Source organism: Allobosea sp. Root670, assembly GCF_001429415.1.
Lineage (GTDB): Bacteria > Pseudomonadota > Alphaproteobacteria > Rhizobiales > Beijerinckiaceae > Allobosea > Allobosea robiniae.
The window spans coordinates 207,411-228,924 of the sequence record NZ_LMJU01000001.1 but is presented as its reverse complement, the minus strand read 5'-3'; the positions used below and the strand labels follow the sequence as shown (position 1 = coordinate 228,924).

17 protein-coding genes and 1 pseudogene are annotated in these 21,514 nt (G+C 66.2%); 11 read left to right on the top strand and 7 right to left on the bottom strand.

Annotation, left to right across the window (positions count from 1 at the left end):
• The first annotated feature begins 18 nt into the window (after positions 1–18).
• Positions 19–2,214: an RNA degradosome polyphosphate kinase gene (locus tag ASE61_RS01015; RefSeq protein WP_061965455.1), complete on the top strand. Its 2,196-nt coding sequence runs from the start codon at positions 19–21 to the stop codon at positions 2,212–2,214.
• On the top strand, positions 2,150–3,724 hold the full coding sequence (gene ppx / locus ASE61_RS01010; protein ID WP_274532840.1) for an exopolyphosphatase: 1,575 nt from the start codon (positions 2,150–2,152) through the stop codon (positions 3,722–3,724). The genes ASE61_RS01015 and ppx overlap by 65 nt, the downstream gene beginning before the upstream one ends.
• 237 nt (positions 3,725–3,961) lie before the next feature.
• Here ppx and metC read toward each other — a convergent pair whose 3' ends face one another.
• Entirely contained in the window at positions 3,962–5,152 is a 1,191-nt protein-coding gene (gene metC, locus ASE61_RS01005) for a cystathionine beta-lyase (RefSeq protein WP_061963794.1), read from the bottom strand.
• A gap of 264 nt (positions 5,153–5,416) precedes the next feature.
• Between metC and ASE61_RS01000 the strand changes: the two genes are divergently transcribed.
• From ASE61_RS01000 to ASE61_RS00975, 6 genes are all read left to right on the top strand, one after another.
• Entirely contained in the window at positions 5,417–6,439 is a 1,023-nt protein-coding gene (locus tag ASE61_RS01000) for an amino acid ABC transporter substrate-binding protein (protein WP_061963792.1), read from the top strand.
• A 159-nt stretch (positions 6,440–6,598) separates the two neighbouring features.
• Positions 6,599–7,624 (top strand): amino acid ABC transporter substrate-binding protein, encoded by a 1,026-nt coding sequence (locus ASE61_RS00995; RefSeq protein WP_061963790.1) that lies wholly within the window; start codon positions 6,599–6,601, stop codon positions 7,622–7,624.
• Positions 7,625–8,005: 381 nt separating this feature from the next.
• Positions 8,006–9,193: an amino acid ABC transporter permease gene (locus ASE61_RS00990; RefSeq protein WP_061965453.1), complete on the top strand. Its 1,188-nt coding sequence runs from the start codon at positions 8,006–8,008 to the stop codon at positions 9,191–9,193.
• 10 nt (positions 9,194–9,203) lie between these two features.
• Positions 9,204–10,583, top strand: coding sequence for an amino acid ABC transporter permease (locus ASE61_RS00985; RefSeq protein ID WP_061963788.1), 1,380 nt, complete (start codon positions 9,204–9,206; stop codon positions 10,581–10,583).
• 20 nt (positions 10,584–10,603) lie between these two features.
• Positions 10,604–11,398, top strand: a complete 795-nt coding sequence (locus tag ASE61_RS00980; protein WP_377848949.1) for an amino acid ABC transporter ATP-binding protein — start codon at positions 10,604–10,606, stop codon at positions 11,396–11,398.
• A 120-nt stretch (positions 11,399–11,518) separates the two neighbouring features.
• The gene (locus ASE61_RS00975) at positions 11,519–11,800 is read left to right on the top strand and encodes a hypothetical protein (RefSeq protein WP_061963785.1); all 282 of its coding nucleotides are present in this window, start codon (positions 11,519–11,521) and stop codon (positions 11,798–11,800) included.
• A gap of 84 nt (positions 11,801–11,884) precedes the next feature.
• On the opposite strand, the gene ASE61_RS00970 is transcribed toward ASE61_RS00975, so the two are convergent.
• From ASE61_RS00970 to ASE61_RS26850, 3 genes are all read right to left on the bottom strand, one after another.
• Positions 11,885–13,045 carry a glycerophosphodiester phosphodiesterase gene (locus tag ASE61_RS00970; RefSeq protein ID WP_061963783.1) on the bottom strand — a complete coding sequence of 387 codons (1,161 nt, stop codon included), beginning with the start codon at positions 13,043–13,045 and terminating at the stop codon, positions 11,885–11,887.
• A 147-nt stretch (positions 13,046–13,192) separates the two neighbouring features.
• On the bottom strand, positions 13,193–13,441 hold the full coding sequence (locus ASE61_RS25825) for a DUF6719 family protein (RefSeq protein ID WP_200959583.1): 249 nt from the start codon (positions 13,439–13,441) through the stop codon (positions 13,193–13,195).
• A 217-nt stretch (positions 13,442–13,658) separates the two neighbouring features.
• The gene (locus ASE61_RS26850) at positions 13,659–13,796 is read right to left on the bottom strand and encodes a hypothetical protein (protein WP_170843263.1); all 138 of its coding nucleotides are present in this window, start codon (positions 13,794–13,796) and stop codon (positions 13,659–13,661) included.
• Between the two features lie 180 nt (positions 13,797–13,976).
• Between ASE61_RS26850 and ASE61_RS00965 the strand changes: the two genes are divergently transcribed.
• The 3 genes from ASE61_RS00965 to guaA all read left to right on the top strand — a co-directional run bounded on the left by ASE61_RS00965 (position 13,977) and on the right by guaA (position 17,709).
• Positions 13,977–15,275 carry an RsmB/NOP family class I SAM-dependent RNA methyltransferase gene (locus ASE61_RS00965; RefSeq protein ID WP_061963781.1) on the top strand — a complete coding sequence of 433 codons (1,299 nt, stop codon included), beginning with the start codon at positions 13,977–13,979 and terminating at the stop codon, positions 15,273–15,275.
• 109 nt (positions 15,276–15,384) lie between these two features.
• A complete protein-coding gene (locus tag ASE61_RS00960) occupies positions 15,385–16,071 on the top strand; it encodes an alpha/beta hydrolase (protein ID WP_061963779.1) in 687 nt (228 codons plus the stop codon).
• Between the two features lie 69 nt (positions 16,072–16,140).
• On the top strand, positions 16,141–17,709 hold the full coding sequence (guaA, locus tag ASE61_RS00955; RefSeq protein ID WP_061963777.1) for a glutamine-hydrolyzing GMP synthase: 1,569 nt from the start codon (positions 16,141–16,143) through the stop codon (positions 17,707–17,709).
• A 98-nt stretch (positions 17,710–17,807) separates the two neighbouring features.
• Here the strand turns inward: guaA and ASE61_RS00950 are convergent, their stop codons facing one another.
• The 3 genes and pseudogenes from ASE61_RS00950 to ASE61_RS00945 all read right to left on the bottom strand — a co-directional run bounded on the left by ASE61_RS00950 (position 17,808) and on the right by ASE61_RS00945 (position 21,514).
• Entirely contained in the window at positions 17,808–19,688 is a 1,881-nt protein-coding gene (locus tag ASE61_RS00950; protein WP_061965451.1) for an ABC transporter ATP-binding protein, read from the bottom strand.
• A gap of 54 nt (positions 19,689–19,742) precedes the next feature.
• Positions 19,743–20,564: pseudogene (locus ASE61_RS27350) on the bottom strand (ABC transporter permease); the annotation flags it as partial.
• Positions 20,561–21,514: an ABC transporter permease gene (locus ASE61_RS00945; RefSeq protein WP_061963775.1), complete on the bottom strand. Its 954-nt coding sequence runs from the start codon at positions 21,512–21,514 to the stop codon at positions 20,561–20,563. The gene ASE61_RS00945 and the pseudogene ASE61_RS27350, both read right to left, overlap by 4 nt.

Below are 21,514 nucleotides of genomic sequence, written 5' to 3'. Positions count from 1 at the left end.
AGGACGCGAGTGAAGCGCATGACCCTCGACACGGTGATCGACGAGTCGGAGAAGCTCTCCAGCGAGGCTGATGCGGCGCCCCTGCGCCAGCAGCCGGAGCGTTTCATGAACCGCGAGCTCTCCTGGCTCCAGTTCAACCGCCGCGTCATGGAGGAAGCCTCGAACCGCAGCCACCCGCTGCTGGAGCAGCTGCGCTTCCTCTCGATCTCCGCGAACAATCTCGACGAATTCTTCATGGTCCGCGTCTCCGGCCTGCGCGAGCAGCTCAAGGCCGGCGTGACCACGCGCAGCCAGGACGGCCTGACGCCGGCCGGCCAGCTCGTCGCCATCGGCGAGGCCGTCGCGGCACTGACCGCCGACCAGCAGGCGCGCTGGGCCGAATTGCGTCATGAGCTGCACGAGAACCGCATTCACCTGCTCCAGCCCGGCGATATCGGCGCGCAGGACCGAATCTGGCTGGAGGACTACTTCCTCAATTACATCTTCCCGGTGCTGACGCCGCTGGCGATCGACCCGGCGCATCCCTTCCCCTTCATTCCCAATCTGGGCTTCACCATCGCGCTGGCGCTGGAGCGCAAGAATGATGGCCGTCAGCTCGACGCGTTGATCCGCGTGCCCACCAAGATCGACCGCTTCATCGAATTGCCGGATCTGGCGCGCGAGGGTTTGCATCGCTTCATCGCGCTCGACGACGCGGTCTCGCTGTTCATCAGCAAGCTCTTCCCCGGCTACGAGGTGAAGGGGGCGGGTTCCTTCCGCATCATCCGCGATTCCGATCTCGACATCGAGGAGGAGGCAGAGGACCTCGTCCGCGTCTTCGAAACCATGCTGAAGCAGCGCCGCCTCGGCGTGGTGATCCGGCTCGAGCTCTCGACCGGCATGCCGGACCATCTGCGCCGTTTGATCGTGCGCGAGCTCAAGGTCGACAGCGACGAGGTCGTCGAGGTCAACGGCCTGATCGGCCTGACCGAGCTCTCGCAGCTCGTCGGCGTCGACCGGCCGGACCTGAAGTTCAAACCGTACAATGCCCGTTTCCCTGAGCGTATCCGCGAGCATGGCGGCGATTGCTTCGCTGCGATCCGCCAGAAGGACCTGCTCGTCCACCATCCCTATGAGAGCTTCGATGTCGTCGTGCAGTTCCTGCAGCAGGCGGCGCGCGATCCCAATGTCGTCGCGATCAAGCAGACGCTCTACCGCACCTCATCGAACTCGCCGATCGTCAAGGCGCTGACGGAAGCGGCCGAGGCCGGCAAGTCGGTGACGGCGCTGGTCGAGCTCAAGGCTCGCTTCGACGAGGAAGCCAATATCCGCTGGGCCAAGGAGATGGAGCGCGCCGGCGTCCAGGTCGTCTATGGCTTCATCGAGCTCAAGACCCACGCCAAGCTCTCGCTGGTGGTGCGCCGCGAGGCCGGTCAGCTCGTCAGCTACTGCCATATCGCGACCGGCAACTACCACCCGATCACGGCGCGCATCTATACCGATGTCTCCTTCTTCACTGCCGATCCGGTGATCGCGCAGGACGTCGCCCGCGTCTTCAACTTCATCACCGGCTATGCCGAGCCGGCCGGGCTGGAACGGATGGCCGTCTCGCCGACTGGCCTGAAGCAGCGTCTGCTCGCCGACATCGCCGAGGAGGTCGCCCATGTGAAGGCCGGCCGCAAGGGCGCGATCTGGGGCAAGTGCAATTCGCTGGTCGACCCGGAGATCATCGACGCGCTCTATGACGCGAGCCAGGCCGGCGTCGAGATCGACTTCGTCGTGCGCGGCATCTGCTGCCTGCGGCCGGGCGTGCCCGGCTTGTCCGAGAATATCCGCGTCAAGTCGATCATCGGCCGCTTCCTCGAGCATACGCGCATCTACGCTTTCGGTGCCGGCCACGGCATGCCCGGACCCAAGGCCAAGATCTACATCTCCTCGGCCGATCTGATGCCGCGCAATCTCGATCGCCGCGTCGAGGCGCTGACCCCGATCCTGAATCCGACGGTGCATCAGCAGTTGCTGGATCAGATCATGTTGGCCAACCTGCTCGACAACGAGCAGAGCTGGACGATATTGCCCGATGGCGGCTCGCGCCGCATTGTCCCCGCGCCGAACGAAGAGCCGTTCAATGCGCATAAGTACTTCATGACGAACCCGAGTCTGTCCGGACGTGGAAAATCGCTCTCCAATTCAAGTCCCCGCTCCCTCGCACGCCGAGGGGGACGCAAGGCCTGAGCCCAGGCACGCGCCGGGGCGGCTCGCGCTCTCCCATACCATTGCCATCGTCGATATCGGCTCGAACTCGGTCCGTCTTGTCGTCTACGAGATGCTGGCGCGCGCGCCCGCCCAGGTCTTCAACGAGAAGGAGATGGCGGGTCTCGGTCGCCAGGTCGCCACGACCGGACGCCTCGCCGACGATGCCATCGCCAAGGCGATCAACGCGCTGGTCCGCTTCCGCATCCTCTGCGAAGCCATGCATGTCGGGGAACTCCGCGTTATCGCGACGGCGGCGGCGCGCTATGCCAGCAACGGGCCCGAGTTCATCGCGCGTGCCGAGGAGGCGATCGGCCAGCCGATCGAACTGATCTCGGGCGGGCGCGAAGCCGTGCTCTCCGGCCTCGGCGTGATCTCGGGCTTCGATGTGCCGGACGGTGTCGTCGGCGACCTCGGCGGCGGCAGCCTGGAGCTGATCTCGGTCAAAGGCGGTTCGGTGGGGCAGGGCGCCAGCGTGCCGCTCGGCGGTCTTGCCTTGCTCGACCGCTCGAAGGGCTCGCTGAGGGCTGCCGAGAAAATCGTCAAGGACGAACTCGACAAGCTGCCGCAGCTCGCTGCGATGAAGGGGCGGGACTTCTATGCCGTCGGTGGGACCTGGCGCGCGCTTGCCACTCTTCATCAGCACCGCATGGCCTATCCGCTCAACGTGATGCACGGCTATGCCGTGCCGACGCGCGACGTCGCCGATTTCGTCAAGCTGGTCGAGCGGGCCGATGCCTCGGTGCTCGATGCGATCGATTCGGTTTCGTCGGCCCGCCGTCCGCTGCTGGCCTATGGCGCGCTGGTGCTCGATGAGCTGATCAAGCGCGGCAAGCCGCGGGGCATCATCATCTCGGCGCAGGGCGTGCGCGAAGGCCTGCTGCACGAGCAGCTCTCGCCGGAGGAGCAGAATGCCGATCCGCTCTTGCAGGCGGCGCGTGACTACAACCTGCTGCGCGCACGCGATCCGCGCCATGCGGCCGAGCTGATCAATTGGACCCGCGGCATCCTCGAAACGGCCGGCCTGCCGCAGGACGAGCCATCCGGCCGGATGATCGAGACCGTCTGCCTGCTCTCCGATATCGGCTGGCGCGCCCATCCTGACTATCGCGGCGAGCAGAGCATGAACGTCATCGCCCATGCCTATTTCACCGGCATCGACCATGTCGGGCGGGCTTTCCTGGCGCTGGCGATCTTCCACCGCTATGCCGGGATGAAGGCGAGCTCGCCGGGGGCGGCGGGACTGAAGACGCTGTTGCCGCCGGCCATTCTCGCGCGAGCGCTGCTGATCGCGGCGATCTTCCGCGTCGCCTATCTGCTTTCGGCCGGCATGGCGGGCATCCTGCCGCGCATTCCGGCGGCTTGCGTCGACAATCGCCTGCTGTTGCGGTTTCCCGACGATCTGTCGGCGCTGGCGAGCGAGCGTGTCGAGGGGCGGCTCAAGCAGCTCGCGAAGCTGCTCGGCCGCGATTTCGAGATCGGCAGGCTCTAAGCGCTCCTCACTGGGCGTCATGCTCGGGCTTGACCCGAACATCTATCGCCGGAAAGGGCTCCAGCCGTCATTGCGAGAAGCGAAGCGGCGAAGCAATCCAGGGGACGTCGAGCGCTGCCGCCCCTGGATTGCTTCGCTGCGCTCGCAATGACGCCGAAGGTTCCGGCGCCTTCTCGTCCTGAGGTTCTCGGGTCGAAGCTGCGCTTCGCCCGGGAATGACGGCCGGGTGGCCCACGCTCAGCCGACCGCCCGCAACCGCGCGAAGCCGGCATCGAGATCGGCCTTGAGATCCTCGATGTCCTCCAGCCCGATATGGATGCGGATCGTCGGGCCCTTGAAGCCGGGCCCGGTCGCAGTGCGATAGCTCTTGCAGTCGAAGGGCAGGACGAGGCTCTCATAGCCGCCCCAGGACGCGCCGATCCCGAACAATGTCAGCCCGTCCAGCATCGCGCCGACGGCTTTCATCGAGACCGGTTTCAATTCGAAGGTGAAGAGCGAGGAGGCGCCGGTGAAATCGCGCTTCCAGATCTCGTGCCCGGGCGCGCCCGGCAGGGCAGGGTGCAGGACCTGAGCGACCTCGGGCCGCGCGCGCAGCCATTCCGCCATGGCGATGCCGGCCGGCATCTGCTCCTTCAGGCGGATGGCCATCGTGCGCATGCCACGCAGCGTCAGGAAGGCGTCTTCCGGGGCGATGATCAGGCCGAGCTGGCCCCAGGTTGCGCGCAACGCCTTGAACAGCTCCGGCGTGCGGGCCGAGACGGTGCCGATCAGCACGTCGGAATGGGCGGCGTAATATTTGGTACCAGCCTGCACGGAGAGGTCGACGCCGAAGCCATGGGCATCGAAGAACAGCGGCGTAGCCCAGGTGTTGTCCATCGCGACGAGAATGTCGCGCTCACGCGCAGCCGCCACGATGGCCGGGATATCCTGCATCTCGAAGGTCTGCGAGCCCGGAGCCTCGGTCCAGATCGCCCTGGTGTTCGGCTTGAACAGCTTGGCGATGTCGGCGCCGACCAGCGGGTCGTAATAGGTCGTCTCGACGCCCATCCGCTTCAGGAAGGTATCGCAGAAGATCCGCGTCGGCCGGTAGACGCTGTCCGTCACCAGAACGTGATCGCCGGCCGAGAGCATGGCGAGAAAGGCAAGTGTGCAGGCCATCAGGCCCGATGGCGTCACGACGACGCCCGCGCCGCCCTCGATCGTGTTGGCGGCGGCGATCAGCGCGTCGATCGTCGGGTTGCCGTCCGTGCCGTAGGTGTAGCGCGCCTTGCGCACCAGGAAGTCCTCGGTGTTCGGATAGACCACCGTCGAGCCTCGTACGATAGGCGGATTGACAAACCCGTAGCTGTCGGCGGGGTCGCGGCCTGCCAGGACGAGGCGCGTGCGCTCGCCGAGGCGCGCAAATTCAGGCGAAGTCAGCTTTTTCATGGAAAGGCACGGCCAAAAAACGGAAAAATTGTGGCCGGGCTTGACCACTCCCCACAAACTCGCATGTGATATATGCAGCGAACAAGGGGCGGCTCATGCGTATGGCGGTTGCTTGACGCTCATGAGTCGCTCTGGCAATCGACGCGATGATATGGGGACGCCGCGCGAAAGCGGGATGAACCGAGCGGCGAAAAAGCCGCCGGCGGCGGGACCAGACAAATCTTCCGGCATCAGCCGGACAGGGGTTCCAACGGGAGAGTACCGATGAAGAAGTTTGTAGCAGCCGCCCTTGCAGCAGGCATCGGCCTGGCGATGTCCGCGACGGGGGCTTCGGCCCAGGCCACGCTGGCGCAGGTCAAGCAGCGCGGCATTCTCAACTGCGGCTCGAACACCGGCCTCGCCGGCTTCGGCGTGCCGGATGCGCAGGGCAACTGGAAGGGGCTCGACGTCGATCTTTGCCGTGCCATCGCCGCGACGATCTTCAACGATCCCAGCAAGGTGAAGTTCATCCCGCTCTCGGCCAAGGACCGCTTCACCGCGCTCCAGTCGGGCGAAGTCGACGTGCTCGTCCGCAACTCGACCTGGACGATGACGCGCGACGCCTCGCTCGGCCTGCTCTTCACCGGCGTGAACTATTATGACGGCCAGGGCTTCCTGGTCCGCAAGAAGCTCGGCGTGAATTCGGCGCTGCAGCTTTCGGGCGCGTCGGTCTGCACCCAGCAGGGCACCACGACCGAGCTCAACCTCGCCGACTATTTCCGCGCCAACAACCTCAAGTACGAAGTCGTCGCCTTCGCGACCTCGGACGAGACGGTCAAGGCTTACGATGCCGGTCGCTGCGACGCCTTCACCACGGACGCCTCGGGCCTCTATGCCGAACGCCTGAAGCTGACGAACCCCGACGAGCATCTCGTTCTGCCCGAGATCATCTCGAAGGAGCCGCTCGGCCCCTCCGTCCGCAACAACGACCCGCAGTGGTTCAACCTGGTGAAGTGGACCCATTTCGCCATGCTGAACGCCGAGGAGCTCGGCGTCACCCAGGCGAATGTCGACCAGCAGCTGAAGTCCGAGAACCCCGAGATCAAGCGTCTGCTCGGCACCGAGGGCAAGTTCGGCGAGCAGATCGGCCTGACGCCGGACTGGGTCGTCCGCATCGTCAAGCATGTCGGCAACTACGGCGAATCCTTCGAGCGCAACGTGGGCCAGGGCTCGCTGCTCAAGATCGCCCGCGGTCAGAACGGTCTCTGGACCAAGGGCGGCCTGCAATACGCCCCGCCGGTTCGCTGAGAGGCATGCGGGGCGCCGGTTGTCTGACCGGCGCCCCGTTCTCGCATGGGCTCACCGAAGCGGTCCTCGTTGATCGGCCGCGATCATCTGAATGTCGATTGCCGGGTAGTGTCGCCGCCGCTGTCACCCGGGTCTGATTCCGCCATGGGAAAGGCCGGGATGCCGACCATCCTTGCGCTGGTATTGGCCGCCATGGCCGCCCTCGCGCCCGACAGTGGACGAGCGGCGCCCGCAGGCGGCCTGCTGGAGCAGGTCAGGCATCGCGGCGCCGTCATCTGCGGCGTGGCTCCCTCGCTGGCGGGGTTTTCCATTCCCGACAGGCAGGGGCGCTGGACCGGTTTCGATGTCGATCTCTGCCGGGCCGTCGCGGCCGCGATCTTCGACGATCCCGAGAAGGTGAAATTCATTCCCCTCCTGTCGAAGGACCGCTTCACCGCGCTCCAGACGGGCGAGGTCGATCTCCTGTCACGCACCTCGACCTGGTCGATGGCGCGCGATACCGCACTCGGTCTCAACTTCACCGGCATCAATTTCTATGGCGGCGAAGGCTTCATGGTTCGTGCCAGGCTCGGTCTGACTTCTGCCGTGCAGCTTGCGGGCTCGTCCGTCTGCATCGAGCAGGGCACGACGACCGAGCTCAACGTTGCCGACTTCTTTCGCAGCCACGGTCTGAAATACGAGATCGTCACCTTCAAAGGCAGCGAGGAGACCGTCGACGCCTATGCCAGCGGCCGCTGCGACGCCTATGCCTATGACCGGGCCGGGCTCGCGATCCAGCGGATGAAGCTGGCAGCGCCGCAGGAGCACGTCATCCTGCCCGAAACGATCTCGAAGGAGCCGCTCGGCCCCGCCGTCCGCCATGGCGACGACCAATGGTTCGACCTGGTGAAGTGGACGCTCTTCGCCATGGTCGATGCCGAAGAGCTGGGCGTGGGCCAGGGCAATGTCGATTCCATACGGGCCTCGGAGCGGCCTGACGTCCGCCGGCTGCTCGGCCTGGAGGGTCATTTCGGCGAGGCACTCGGCCTGGATCGCGACTGGGCCTATCGCATCGTTCGCCATGTCGGCAATTATGGTGAATCTTTTGAGAGAAATCTCGGTCGGGACTCGCCTCTGAAGATCGAACGTGGCCAGAATGCGCTGTGGACCAAGGGGGGCCTGCAATACGCTCCGCCGATCCGCTGAAGACGACCGGCGGGCGGCCGGTTCGAAAGATGACGGGACAGGGCGAGGCAGCCCTGTGCGAGACGAAGGAATCGAGGCAGGTGTCGCGCCGGTTGGCGCGAAGCTTGCTGGCTGGCCGAGGGCGGGACGAACCCGCTCCGAACAGGGGAACCGCATGAGGAACATCATCGCGCCGGCGGCCGCCGGTGCCGGATACCTGTCGCAGCGCAACGCGCTGCGCCGGGCCGGGACGTAAGGGAAGGGCGCGCGGCCTGCCGGCCGGGCGCCGTTCGCAAAACCAGAAGAGTGGCACGGACAACAAGACGACCGCAGCGCAACCGCACCGCTGCAGGATCGCCGGCCACGACAAGCGAAACAAAAAGGGCGTGACAGGTGTCGAGCATTCCGAGCGAACAGGTATCACCCGGCAAGGCGTCGTTATTCTACGACCCGAAGGTCCGGGGCTATGTCTATCAGGCCGCTCTGGTGGCGATCGTCGTCTTCCTGATCTGGTCGGCGGCTTCGAACGCGATCGAGAACCTGCGCGCGCAGAAGATCGCCTCCGGCTTCGGCTTCTGGCACAACGCCGCCGGCTTCGACATCAACCAGAAGCTGATCCCGTTCTCGGCCGCGGGCGGCTCGACCTATGGCGACGCCTTCATCGTCGGCCTGTTGAACACGCTGCTGGTCGCCGGGCTCGGCATCATCTTTGCGACCTTCCTCGGCTTCTTCGTCGGTGTCGCCCGGCTGTCGAACAACTGGGTCATCTCCAAGCTGGCGATGATCTATGTCGAGGTCATCCGCAACATCCCGCTGCTGCTCCAGCTGTTCTTCTGGTACAACGCGGTGCTGAAGCCGCTGCCGAACCCGCGCCAGTCGATCGCGCTGCCGGCCGGAGCGCTGCTCAACAACCGCGGCCTTTACCTTCCCGATCCGCACCTGGGTCCCGGCGGCAGCCTGATCATATGGGCGTTCCTGATCGGTCTCGTCGCCACCTTCATCTTCCGCTCCTGGGCGCACAAGCAGCAGGCCGCGACCGGCAGGCAATATCCGATCGGCTGGGTCGCGCTCGCCCTGATCGTGGTCGTGCCGGCGCTGATCTATTTCGTCCTGGGCCGGCCGGTCACCTTCGTCTATCCCGAACTCGCCGGCTTCAATCTGCGCGGGGGTGTCCAGATCTTCCCGGAATTCGTCGCGCTGCTGATCGGCCTGACGACCTATACGGCCGGCTTTATCGCCGAGGTCGTGCGCGCCGGCATCCTCGCGGTGTCGAAAGGGCAGACCGAGGCCGCCCATGCTCTGGGCCTGCGCAACGGGCCGACGCTGAAGCTTGTCGTCATTCCGCAGGCGATGCGCGTCATCATCCCGCCGCTGACCTCCAACTACCTCAACCTGACCAAGAACTCGTCGCTGGCGGTCGCGATCGGCTATCCCGATCTCGTTCAGGTCTTCACCGGCACGGTGCTGAACCAGACCGGCCAGGCGGTCGAGGTCGTGGCGATCACGATGGCGGTCTATCTGACGATCTCGCTGGTGACATCGCTGTTCATGAACATCTACAACAAGCGCATGGCGCTGGTGGAACGGTGAGGGCCGCGCGATGACCGACGCAACAACCGAAAACGCGCCCTACGCCTTCGTCCGCAGGGAAACCCTCGAGCAGGAGCCGGCACCGCTCTCCGTCGCCGGCCCGCTGGCCTGGATCAGGACGAACCTGTTCTCGAGCCCGCTCAATATCATCCTGACGCTGCTCTGCGTCTGGCTGGTGATCGACACGGTTCCGGGGATGATCCGCTTCTACTTCCTCGATGCGGTCTGGACCGGCACGAACCGCGATGCCTGCCTCGCCGACAAGGTCGGGCGCCCGGTCGGCGCCTGCTGGGCCTATATCGCGGACCGCACCCAGTACTTCATCTACGGCTCCTATCCGGTGGCGGAGCGCTGGCGGGTCAACATCGTCTTCGCGATGTTCGCGCTCGGCGTGGTCTGGCTGCTCTGGAACAAAATGCCGCTGAAGAAGGTCGGCTTCTTCTTCTTCTTCGTCATCATGCCGGCGAGCGCCTTCATCCTGCTGCTTGGCGGCGAGCGCGCGGAGAGCTTCCTGCGCTTCCTGATCCTCGTCACCTTCGCGCTGGCGGTGCTCTATCTGGTGCTCTCCTTCGCGCCGGGACTGATGAAGTTCTGGATCGGCGAGGGCCAGCTCGCGGTCGAGGAGGCCATGCCGGCCTGGCAGCGCTTCTACCGGCCCAAGCGCCTGATCCTGATCTCGCTCGTCGTCTTCGGGCTCCTGGCGGTGCTCGCCGACAGGATCGGGCTGCCGCGCGTCGATACCGGCCTCTGGGGCGGCATGACCGTGACCTTCCTGATCTCGGCGGTGGGCATCGTCTTCTCGCTGCCGCTCGGCGTGCTGCTGGCGCTCGGCCGCCGCTCCAAGCTGCCGGCGATCCAGCTGCTCTCGGTGATCTTCATCGAGTTCGTGCGCGGCGTGCCGCTGATCACGGTGCTGTTCATGGCGAACACCATGCTGCCGCTCTTCGTGCCGCAGGAATATTCGCCGGACCGTTTGCTGCGGCCGCTGATCGGCGTCGCGCTCTTCGCCGCCGCCTATATGGCGGAGGTGGTGCGCGGCGGCCTGCAGGCGATGCCGAAGGGCCAGTACGAGGGCGCGATGTCGCTCGGCCTCGGCTACTGGCAGATGATGCGCCTGATCATCCTGCCGCAGGCGTTGCGGATCGTCATTCCCGGCATCGTCAACACCTTCATCGGGCTGTTCAAGGACACGACGCTGGTCACCATCGTCGGCATCTTCGACTTCCTGCGCACCATCGAGGCGACGCTGATCGATCCGACCTGGGCGACGCCGACGACACGGTCGACAGGCTACGCCTTCGCCGCCATCTTCTATTTCCTGTGCTGCTGGGGAATGTCGCGCTACTCGATCGCGGTCGAGAAGCGCCTCGCCGCCGGCCAAAAACGTTGAGAGGGACGACAACCATGGCAATGGCAGAAACCAAGACGACCGACTCCCGCCCCGCGGCCCTGAAGCAGACCTCGCTGAACACGGCGACGGCGGTCGAGATGATCGGCGTCAACAAGTGGTACGGCGAGTTCCATGTGCTGCGCGACATCAACCTGAAGGTCAGCCGCGGCGAGAAGCTGGTCATCTGCGGCCCGTCCGGCTCGGGCAAGTCGACGATGATCCGCTGCATCAACCGGCTGGAGGAGCATCAGAAGGGCCAGATCATCGTCGATGGCACGGAGCTCACCAACGATCTCAAGAAGATCGACGAGATCCGCCGCGACGTCGGCATGGTCTTCCAGCACTTCAACCTGTTCCCGCATCTGACGATCCTCGAGAACCTGACGCTGGCGCCGATCTGGGTGCGCAAGATGCCCAAGAAGGATGCCGAGGAGATCGGCATGCACTATCTCAAGCGCGTCAAGATTCCCGAGCAGGCCCATAAATATCCGGGCCAGCTCTCGGGCGGCCAGCAGCAGCGCGTGGCGATCGCCCGCTCGCTCTGCATGAGCCCGAAGATCATGCTGTTCGACGAGCCGACCTCGGCGCTCGATCCCGAGATGGTCAAGGAGGTGCTCGACACCATGGTCTCGCTGGCCGACGAGGGCATGACCATGCTCTGCGTCACCCACGAGATGGGCTTCGCCCGCCAGGTCGCCGACCGCGTCATCTTCATGGATGCCGGCCAGATCGTCGAGATGAACACCCCCAACGAGTTCTTCAAGAACCCGCAGCACGAGCGCACCAAGCTCTTCCTCTCGCAGATCCTGCACTGAGAGCGGGTATTCCCATCGAAAACCGCAAGCGCGCCGGCTCTGCCGGCGCGTTTTGCGTTTCAGGGGATGTCGGAACGAATCCTTGCGTAACCGGTTGGTGACGGGAACGGAGGATACGTCATGAAACGTCTTGTTCCTGCCCTGCTTGTCGCGCTTCTGATGAGTGGCGGAGCCTATGCCCAGTCGATCAATGTCGGCCCCGGCGGCGTCAGCGTCGATACGCGCTCGCCGCGCGAGCGGGCCATCGATCGCGAAATCCGCGAGGAGCGGCGCGACCGGTACGACCGTCATCGCGAGCGTGAATGGCGCCGTGCGAATTCGCGCCGCGACTGCCGCACCGTGACGACCGAGCGCGAGACACCGCGCGGCGTCGTGCGTCGGACGACCCGCGTCTGCGATTGAGTTCAGCCGTGCCGGAAGGCGCGACATCTCCCCATGAGAAGGCCCGCGACGCCTGGCGTCGCGGGCCTTCTGCCAAGATCGGGCTTACTTGCCGTCGCGCGCCTTCACGGCCTGATCGGGGAAATCCGAGAACAGTCCGTCGAGGCCGAGCGCGAAGAACGCCTTGTACTCGGCGCCCGCATCGCTCTTGAAATCGGAGGTCAGCCGCTTCGGCTCGCTGCGGAAGGTCCAGCTATGGACCAGCAGGCCGGCGGCATGGGCGTCCTTCACCACATTGGTCGGGGCGATCAGCGTGCGGTCGCGCTCGTCGATCGCGCCGTCGCCATTGAGGTCCTGCGGCTTGCCGTCCGCACCGATCGTCTGCTTGGCGCCGATCAGATAGGGCTTCCAGGGGCCGACGCCGTCGGCATAGGTCGCGATCTCCTTGAGGCCCTCGGCCGAGAGCATGTCCTGGAAGGTCCGCTTGTCGCCCAGCACGGCGAAATCATAGGGCCGGTCGAAGGGCGCGGCGAGCGTGACCTTGCCGTCCTTGTCGACGCCGTCGCCATCGACGAGCTGGACGAGGCGCAATTGCGTCTTCGGGCGCAGGTATTTCAGGTTCGCGGTCTCGAAGCTCTGGATGAAGACCGGCGCGGTCTTGTCGGTCCAGCCGGCGGCCTTGAGCATGTCCAAAAGCTTGTCCTCGAAGGCGAGGCCGAGCGCGGCGTGATAGGTCGGATGCTTGGTCTCGGGATAGATGCCGATGGTGCGGCCGGTGCGGGCGCTTTCGGCCTTGGCGAGGTCGATCACCTCCTGGAAGGTCGGGATCTGGTACTTGCCGTTATGGGAAGGGTCGCGATCGGCGAAGGCCTGCTTCGCCTTCAGCGTCTTGATCTCGGCGGCGGTGAAGTCATTGGCGAACCAGTCCGTGGTGTCGACGCCGTCGACCTTGCGGGTGGTCTTGCGATTGGCGAATTCCGGGCGATCCGCGACATCGGTCGTGCCTGATAGCATCGGCTCGTGGCGGACGACGAGCACGCCGTCCCTGGTCGAGACGAGGTCGGGCTCGATGAAGTCGGCGCCTTGCTCGATCGCGAGCTTGTAGCCCTCGATCGTATGCTCGGGCAGGTAGCCGCTGGCGCCGCGATGGGCAATGACCAGCGGCTTCTGGCCGGACAGCGTCGGAGCCGCCTGCGCAAGCGCGACCGGTGCCTGGAAGGACAGCGCGGCAAGGAGCGTGGTCGAGAGAAGGAAGCTCTTTGTCATGGCCTGACCCGGTCTTGCGGAAATGCCGGCGAACTTAGGTCGGCGGATATGACGCCGGCATGAAGGCTGGCACTTGGTGAATCTGGGGCGGGTCTGGGGCGCCGCGCGGAAGCGTGTGGCGCGGCATCTGGTCGAAACTGTCGCCGCTCAACCGCGCGGAATGCAACGACGTTCACGCTCCGTCGATTGGCCTTGCCGGGCCCTGAGGCTCGGATTTGTGCCGCCGGTCACCTCGAGGATCTGTCCTCGCGGGCATCTGCCGTCATCGACCAGTATCTTTTGACCGGCTCGGATCAGCCCTTTGGCCGGCTCGTGGCGATAGATCTGCTGGGCTGCCGCCGCATCTGCCAGCGCGAGCGATAGAAGAGTTAGCGAGAGAGCCCCGAAGCGCATCATCGACCGTTCCTCCACCCTGGTGGAAGGCTAGCATCGGCGCTGTCCCGATGACAGTTGGCCGAAAGTTGAGCGGCCGCGTGCCGCGGGTCTTCTACCGATCGCGTCGCCCATATAAAAACCCGCCCCGGCAGAAGCCGGCGCGGGTTTTGGTGCGATTGCCGATGCGAGCGGGATCGGTCGGCCGCGACGCAGCCAGCCTTTGCCGCTCCGCGAAATCTCAGCGGCGGTTCTCGAGGGTCGTCTTGGCGTCGAGGCGCTTGGAGGCCGGCGGAGTGTAGTCCGGCTGCTGGGTGGCGCAGGCGGCGAGGCCGAGCGCGACGAGGCTCAGGATGACGATGCGGCTGGCGCTTTTCATGTGTGTGTATCCCAATGGCCGCGACATGCGGTTGCATCGTCTTTCCGCTTGTGGAACGACCGCGTCAAGAGTGTGGCAATGGGAGGCTTATGCCCCGGCGTCATGCTTGAATCGGTCGAAACATGTTCGACACCGTGTTTGCGGCGCCCGGAAGCCGTCCGGCGCCAGGATTGAAACGTCATGACCCCAGCCGCCCGGATCAGTGCTGCCATCGAGGTGCTCCAGGATATCGTCGAGCGCCGCCGGCCGGCCTCCGATTCCCTGAAGGACTGGGGCCTGTCGCGCCGTTTCGCCGGCTCCAAGGACCGCGCAGCCATCGCCTCGCTGGTCTATGACGCGCTCCGGCGCAAGGCCTCCTCCGGCTATGCGATGGCGTCGGAGACGCCGCGTGCGCTCGTCCTCGGCATGCTCGCGGGTTTGCGCGGCCTCGGCGTCGCGGAGATCGCGGAACTCTGCTCTGGCGAGAATCACGCGCCGGAGCCGCTGAGCGACGACGAGACCGCGCTTCTCACGGCTTTCTCGGTCGAGGGCGCGCCCGAATGGGTGCAGGCCGACGTGCCGGAATGGCTCTGGCCTTCTTTCCGAGCGGGATTGGGCGAGGTCGCCATCGCTGAGGGCGAGGCGCTGGCCGCGCGCGCGCCGATCGATCTGCGCGTCAATCGCCTGAAGGCGAGCAGGGACGCCGTGTTGAACGATCTGGCCCATCTCCAGCCGGAGCAGGGGCCCTGGTCTCCGGATGCGCTGCGTTTCCAGCCCGGCCATGACGGGCGCGGTCCGTCGCTGCAGACCGAGCCCGGCTTCTTCGCCGGCGCATTCGAGATCCAGGACGAGGGCTCGCAACTGGTGACGCTGCTCGCCGGTGCCCGGCCCGGCCAGACCGTGATCGATCTCTGCGCCGGGGCAGGGGGCAAGACGCTGGCGCTCGCGGCGTTGATGGCCAATCGCGGCAGCCTCTACGCCACCGATCTCGACAGCCGCCGCCTCGCGCCCCTGCATGACCGGCTCGCCCGCTCGAGCGCCGGCATCGTCGAGGTTCGCATTCCCCGCTCGCGCGGCCACGAGCCCTTCGCCGATATCGCGGGGCAGGTCGATCTCGTCCTGGTCGACGCGCCCTGCACCGGTTCCGGTACCTGGCGGCGCAACCCGGATGCGAAATGGCGGGTGCGCCCGGGCGCACTGGCCGAGCGCATCAAGGACCAGGCCGAGGTGCTGGCCCGCGCCGCCAGGCTGGTGAAGCCGGGCGGCCGCGTCGCCTACATCACCTGCTCGGTGCTGCCGGAGGAGAACGACGAGGCCATCCGCGCCTTCCTCGCCAAGCATGCGAGCTTCTCCGCAATCGCGCCGATCGACGTGCTCAGGGGCGCCGAAAGCGACTTCTCCCTGCTCGCCCGCTTCGCCACCACCCACGGCCTGCAGCTCTCGCCGCGGCGCACCGGCACGGATGGGTTCTATCTGGCCTGCCTGTCGCGCAACGCATGAGCGTTAGCGGCTGCGCTTCCGCATCGACACTCTGCTGAAACTCTGCGAGGTTTCCACTCGGCGACGTGTTCGGCCGGGACCTTCCCCGGCCGGGATGGGAGATGGTGACATGCCCAACAAGCCCGCGATCGTTCTGGTTCATGGCTTCTGGGGCGGGGCCGCCCATTGGTCGAAGGTCATTCTCGAATTGTCGCGGCGCGGCCATGCCGATCTTCACGCCGTCGAGAATCCGCTGACCTCGCTGGCGGATGACGCCGAGCGCACCCGCAAGATGGTGCGGCAGATCGCAGGCCCCGTCGTGCTCGTCGGCCATTCCTATGGCGGCAAGGTCATCACCGAGATGGGCGACCTGCCGAACGTCAAGGCCCTGGTTTTCATCGCGGCCTTCGCGCCCGATGCCGGCGAAAGCGCGGGCGGTATCAGCCAGGCCAGGCCGCCGCAGGCCTTCCCCAACATCGCGCCGGATAGCGACGGCTATCTCTGGATCAAGCCGGACAAGTTCCGGGAGAGTTTCTGTCAGGACCTGTCGGCCGACGAAGCCATGGTGATGGCGATCACGCAGAAGGCGCCGCTCGGCTCGACCTTCGGCGACACCGTGACGGCCCCGGCCTGGAAGAAGAAGCCGAACTGGTACCAGATCTCCAGCGCCGACCGGATGATCGCGCCCGAAAACCAGGTCATGATGGCGCAGCGCATGCGTCCGCAGAAGACCCTGAGGCTCGATGCCAGCCACGCCTCGCTCGCCTCGCGCCCGGCCGAGATTTCTGACCTGATCGAGGATGCCGCCAAGGCCTAGCGGTAGAGCCGCCATGCGTTCGGGCGCGGCCCCGTTGCGTGCGCCCGCGCGATCCATTAACGGAACGCGATGACGAGCGCTCAGCCCCATCACGACTCCATCCTCATCATCGATTTCGGCTCGCAGGTGACGCAGCTGATCGCGCGGCGCATCCGCGAGATCGGCGTCTATTGCGAGATCGCCCCGTTCCAGTCCGCTTCCGAGGCCTTTGCCCGCATGAAGCCGAAGGGCGTCATCTTCTCGGGAGGCCCGGCCTCGGTGCCGGACGAGGGCAGCCCGCGCGCTCCCGAAGCGGTCTTCTCGGCCAATATCCCGCTGATGGGCATCTGCTATGGCCAGCAGACCATGGCGCATCAGCTCGGCGGCAAGGTCGAGGGTGGGCATGCTGCCGAATTCGGCCGCGCCGATGTCGAGATCGTCACGCCCTCGGCGCTGTTCGAAGGTGTCTGGGAGGAGGGCGGCCGCTATCCGGTCTGGATGAGCCATGGCGACCGGGTCACGCAGCTCCCGGCCGGCTTCACCGTCAAGGCGACCTCCGAGAACGCCCCCTATGCCGTGGCGAGCGACGAGGAGCGCCGCTTCTACTCGACGATGTTCCACCCCGAGGTGGTCCATACCCCCGATGGCGGCAAGCTTCTGCGCAACTTCGTCGTCGAGATCTGCGGCTGCAAGCCGGACTGGAGCATGTCGGCCTATCGCTCCGAGATGCAGAAGAAGATCAAGGAGCAGGTCGGCACCGGCCGCGTCATCTGCGGTCTCTCCGGTGGCGTCGACTCGGCGGTGGCGGCGGTGCTGATCCACGAGGCGATCGGCGACCAGCTCACCTGTGTGTTCGTCGATCACGGCCTGATGCGGATGAACGAGGCGGAAGAGGTCGTCCGCCTGTTCAGGGATCACTATAATATCCCGCTGGTCCACGTTGAAGCCGAAGAGCTTTTTCTCTCCGAACTTGCGAAGTGCGGCGCCGATCCGGAAGCCAAGCGCAAGACCATCGGCCGGCTGTTCATCGATGTCTTCGATGCCGAAGCCGCCAAGCTCGGCGGCGCCGATTTCCTGGCGCAGGGCACGCTCTATCCCGACGTGATCGAGAGCGTCTCGTTCTCCGGCGGTCCTTCGGTCACGATCAAGAGCCACCACAATGTCGGCGGCCTGCCCGAGCGCATGAAGATGAAGCTCGTCGAGCCGCTGCGCGAGCTGTTCAAGGACGAGGTTCGTGTGCTCGGCCGCGAGCTCGGCCTGCCCGAGGCCTTCGTCGGCCGCCATCCCTTCCCGGGGCCGGGCCTCGCCATCCGCTGCCCCGGCGAGATCACCAGGGAGAAGCTCGACATCCTGCGCAAGGCGGATGCGATCTATCTCGACGAGATCCGCAAGGCCGGCCTCTACGACGTGATCTGGCAGGCCTTCGCCGTGCTGCTGCCGGTGCGAACCGTCGGCGTGATGGGCGATTACCGCACCTATGACCATGTCTGCGCGCTGCGCGCCGTGACCTCGGTCGACGGCATGACGGCGGATTTCTATCCCTTCGACATGAACTTCCTCGGCCGCGCCGCGACCCGGATCATCAACGAGGTCAAGGGCATCAACCGCGTCGTCTACGACGTGACGAGCAAGCCGCCCGGCACGATCGAGTGGGAGTGACTCAGGCCGCTCCGGGCGTCTTCAAGATTGCGCTGGAGCACGCTCTAACGCGTTGAAGCCGGACAGGATGGCTCCTGCGACGAGCGGGGCCGGAGCAACTATGTTGCGTCGCGCGCCCACTCGTCTCCCCAGATCATGACCGAGTGCCCGGGCGAGACTGTCCGGTACTGGCGGATCGGAGGTTCGAAATCGGCCGGCCTGATCGGGCTTCTGATCTCGGCGTCGGAGACGGGCCGCGGCTGGTGGCGGCGCTCCGGGTCCGCGATCGGCACCGCGGCGAGCAGCCGTTTCGTATAGGGGTGCTGCGGATTGCCGAAGATCGCGGCACGGGGTCCGATCTCGACGATCTCGCCGAGATACATCACCGCGACACGGTGGCTGACACGCTCCACCACCGCCATGTCATGCGAGATGAACACGTAGCTCAGCCCCATCTGGGCCTGCAGGTCGAGCATCAGGTTCACCACCTGCGCCTTGACCGACACATCCAGCGCCGAGACAGATTCGTCGGCGACGATCAGGCGCGGTTCGAGCGCCAATGCGCGGGCGATGCAGATGCGCTGGCGCTGCCCTCCCGAGAATTCGTGAGGATAGCGGCGGGCCATGTCGGCTTGCAGCCCGACCCGCTCCAGCAGGTCCGCGACCTTGTCCCGGGCCTTGGCCGGCGTGGCGAGGCCGTGGATGACGAGCGGCTCGGCGATCGCCCTGCCGACCGTCTCGCGCGGGTTGAGACTGCCGAACGGGTCCTGGAAGATCATCTGGATGCGCCGGCGCTGTTCGCGCAGTTCGTCGGCGCCCAGCTTCAGCATGTCCACGCCGTCGAGCAGGATCGAGCCGGCTTCCGGCTCGACCAGCCGCAGCAGGGAGCGGCCCGTGGTCGACTTGCCGCAGCCGGATTCCCCGACCAGCGCCAGGGTCTCGCCCGCGCGGAGGTCGAAGGAGACGTTCTCGACCGCGTGCACCCGCCCCGTGATCCGGCCGCGAATGGCGGAGCGGATCGGGAAGCGCGTCGTCAGATTGCTGACCTGAAGGAGAGGGCGCTCCTGGTCCCTGACGGTGTCTGGAACCTCCGTCGGAACATCCGACGTGCCGGTGCTGCGATCCACGATCGGGAAGCGCATCGGCCGTTCGCGGCCGTTCATGGCGCCGAGCTTCGGAACCGCGGCGAGTAGCGCCTTGGTGTAGGGATGCTGCGGTCGCCGGAAGATCTCGGCGGTGGTCCCGGCTTCGACCGCCTCGCCATTGAACATGACGACGGTCCGGTCGGCGATCTCGGCAACCACGCCCATGTCGTGGGTGACGAAGAGGATCGCCATGCCCTCTTCCTTCTGGAGATCCTTGATGAGCTCGAGGATCTGCGCCTGGATCGTGACATCGAGCGCCGTGGTCGGCTCGTCGGCGATCAGGAGCTTCGGCTTGCAGGCCAAGGCGAGCGCGATCATCACGCGCTGGCGCATGCCTCCCGACAATTCGAAGGGGAACTGGTCGAGGCGGCGCTCCGGGTCCGAGATGCGGACCTTGCGCAGCATCTCCAGGGCGAGCCTGCGCGCTTCCGCCTGCGAGCAATCCCGATGCGCCAGGATGGCCTCGGCGATCTGGTCGCCGATCCGGTAGACCGGGTTGAGGCTGGTCATCGGCTCCTGGAAGATCATCGCGATATCGCTGCCGCGCAGCGAGCAGGCCGTCTCGTCCGGGAGATCGGCCAGGTCGTAGGTCTGGCCCGATTTCGCCGCGAAGGCGATCCGCCCGCCGGTGACGCGCGCGACGCCCTTCGGCAGCAGCCCCATGATCGACAGGCTGGTGACCGATTTGCCGGAGCCGGATTCGCCGACCACCGCCAGCGTCTCGCCGCGCCTGAGATCGAAGGAGATGTCCTTCACCGCGGCCACGGCGCCGTTCGGCGTGGCGAACTCGGTCCGCAACCCCGCCACGGAGAGCTGGACGTCCTCGGGAAGGCGGACGTCGCTGCGGTCCTGCAGGCCGCCCGTGCCTTCCTTGCCCTCGGGCAGGCCCTTCAGCTTGGTCGTGCGGGGATCGAACACGTCGCGTACCGCGTCGCAGAGCGCGTTGACGATGAAGATCGTCGTCACCAGCGCGGCGCAGGGCCAGACCAGGCCGAGCGGATTGATCTCCAGATAGGCGCGCGCGCCGCGGATCATCAGGCCCCAGGACGGCGTCGGCGGCACGATGCCGAGCCCGAGGAAGCTCAGTCCGGACTCGACCACGATCGCCGAGGCGACAACCAGCGAGAACTGCACGAAGAGCGGCGCGGCGATATTGGGGAGGATCGTCCGCCGCAGGATGCGCGACGGGCCCGCGCCGATGGCGCGCATCGCCTCGACATATTCCTTCTGCCTGACGGCGCGGACCTCGCCATAGGCGATCCGGGCGAATTCCGGCGCATAGAAGACCGAGAGTGTGACGATCAGCGTCGCCGTGCCGGGGCCGGTCAGGGCGATGACGAGCAGGGCCAGCAGGATCGGCGGGAAGGACAGCATGAATTCCGCCGTGCGGACGGTGAGCACCTCGGCGATGCCGCCGAAATAGCCGCCGATCATGCCGGCGCTGACGCCGACGAGGGCCGCCACCGCGCCGGTCGCGAGAGCAACGCTGAGCGAGACCTGCGCGCCGTAGAGCAGCCGGCTCAGGACGTCGCGGCCGAACTCGTCCTGCCCCAGCCAATGTTCGACCGAGGGCGGTGCCAGCCGCCCGCCGATATCCAGGGTCAGGGGGTCGTAGGGAGCGATCACCGGCGCCAGGACGGCGATCAGGATCAGGATGAAAAGCGCGATCAGCGACGGCGCGAGATGGCGCGCCTTGGGATTCCGCCACAGGAGGGCGAGCAAGCCGTTCATGACGCGCGCACCTGCGGATCGAGAACCGAATAAAGCACGTCGACGACGAGATTGAGCACGATGAAGAGCGTCGCTGTGACGAGCACCACCCCCTGGACCTCGGGATAGTCCCGGTGCTCGACGGCCCTGACGAGGAAGCCGCTCATGCCCGGCCAGTTGAAGATGAACTCGACGAGCACGGTGCCGCCGAGCATCGAGCCCATCTGGAGGCCGGTCACCGTCAGGACGGGCCCCAGCGCATTGCGCACGACATGGCGGCGCAGGACGCGCGGTTCCCGCAGGCCCTTCGCCCGCGCCGTGCGCACCCAGTCCTGCTGGAGCACGTCGAGCACGGTGGAGCGTGTCATGCGGATGATGATCGCCGACAATCCGACGGCAACGGCCGTCGCCGGCATCAGCAGCAGCGTGAGATGCGTCGCCGGGGACTGGCTGAACGGCACGAATCCGCCGGCCGGCGCGATGCGCAGCAGCAGCGCGAACACCAGGATGAACAGGGTGCCGAGCACAAAGGTCGGCACCGACAAGGCGAGGCTCGTCGCGGTGCCCAGCACCCGGTCGATCCCGCGACCCCGGTTGCGCGCGGCCAGCACGCCGAGCGGGATCCCCACGAGCAGGGACAGGATCGTCGCCGCGCCGATCAGTTCGAGCGTGCGCGGCAGGCGCTGCGCGATGTTCTTCAGGACCGGCTCGTTGTCGAGGAAGCTCCTGCCGAGATCGCCGCGCGCCAGGCGCGACAGATAGCTCGCATACTGCTCCGCAAGCGGGCGGTCGAGGCCGAGGCGCGCGCGCAGTTCGGCCGCGACGGCCGGGTCGGGCTTGCCGCCATCGGCCGAAAGCATGACCTCGACCGGATCACCCGGCACGACATGCAGGATCATGAACACGGCGGTGGCGACCATGAAGATCATCACGGCGGCCACCGCGCACCTTTTCACAATGTAAGCGAGCAT

Bases quoted from the DNA above. Each gene is read 5' to 3' on its own strand.
- ASE61_RS00965 (WP_061963781.1), top strand. From the start codon at position 13,977: ATGACCCCAGCCGCCCGGATCAGTGCTGCCATCGAGGTGCTCCAGGAT.
- ASE61_RS00980 (WP_377848949.1), top strand. From the start codon at position 10,604: ATGGCAGAAACCAAGACGACCGACTCCCGCCCCGCGGCCCTGAAGCAG.
- ASE61_RS01015 (WP_061965455.1), top strand. From the start codon at position 19: ATGACCCTCGACACGGTGATCGACGAGTCGGAGAAGCTCTCCAGCGAG.
- ASE61_RS00995 (WP_061963790.1), top strand. From the start codon at position 6,599: ATGCCGACCATCCTTGCGCTGGTATTGGCCGCCATGGCCGCCCTCGCG.
- metC (WP_061963794.1), bottom strand. From the start codon at position 5,152: ATGAAAAAGCTGACTTCGCCTGAATTTGCGCGCCTCGGCGAGCGCACG.
- ASE61_RS01000 (WP_061963792.1), top strand. From the start codon at position 5,417: ATGAAGAAGTTTGTAGCAGCCGCCCTTGCAGCAGGCATCGGCCTGGCG.
- ASE61_RS00985 (WP_061963788.1), top strand. From the start codon at position 9,204: ATGACCGACGCAACAACCGAAAACGCGCCCTACGCCTTCGTCCGCAGG.
- ASE61_RS26850 (WP_170843263.1), bottom strand. From the start codon at position 13,796: ATGAAAAGCGCCAGCCGCATCGTCATCCTGAGCCTCGTCGCGCTCGGC.
- ASE61_RS00960 (WP_061963779.1), top strand. From the start codon at position 15,385: ATGCCCAACAAGCCCGCGATCGTTCTGGTTCATGGCTTCTGGGGCGGG.
- ASE61_RS00945 (WP_061963775.1), bottom strand. From the start codon at position 21,514: ATGCTCGCTTACATTGTGAAAAGGTGCGCGGTGGCCGCCGTGATGATC.
- ASE61_RS00970 (WP_061963783.1), bottom strand. From the start codon at position 13,045: ATGACAAAGAGCTTCCTTCTCTCGACCACGCTCCTTGCCGCGCTGTCC.
- guaA (WP_061963777.1), top strand. From the start codon at position 16,141: ATGACGAGCGCTCAGCCCCATCACGACTCCATCCTCATCATCGATTTC.
- ASE61_RS25825 (WP_200959583.1), bottom strand. From the start codon at position 13,441: ATGATGCGCTTCGGGGCTCTCTCGCTAACTCTTCTATCGCTCGCGCTG.
- ASE61_RS00975 (WP_061963785.1), top strand. From the start codon at position 11,519: ATGAAACGTCTTGTTCCTGCCCTGCTTGTCGCGCTTCTGATGAGTGGC.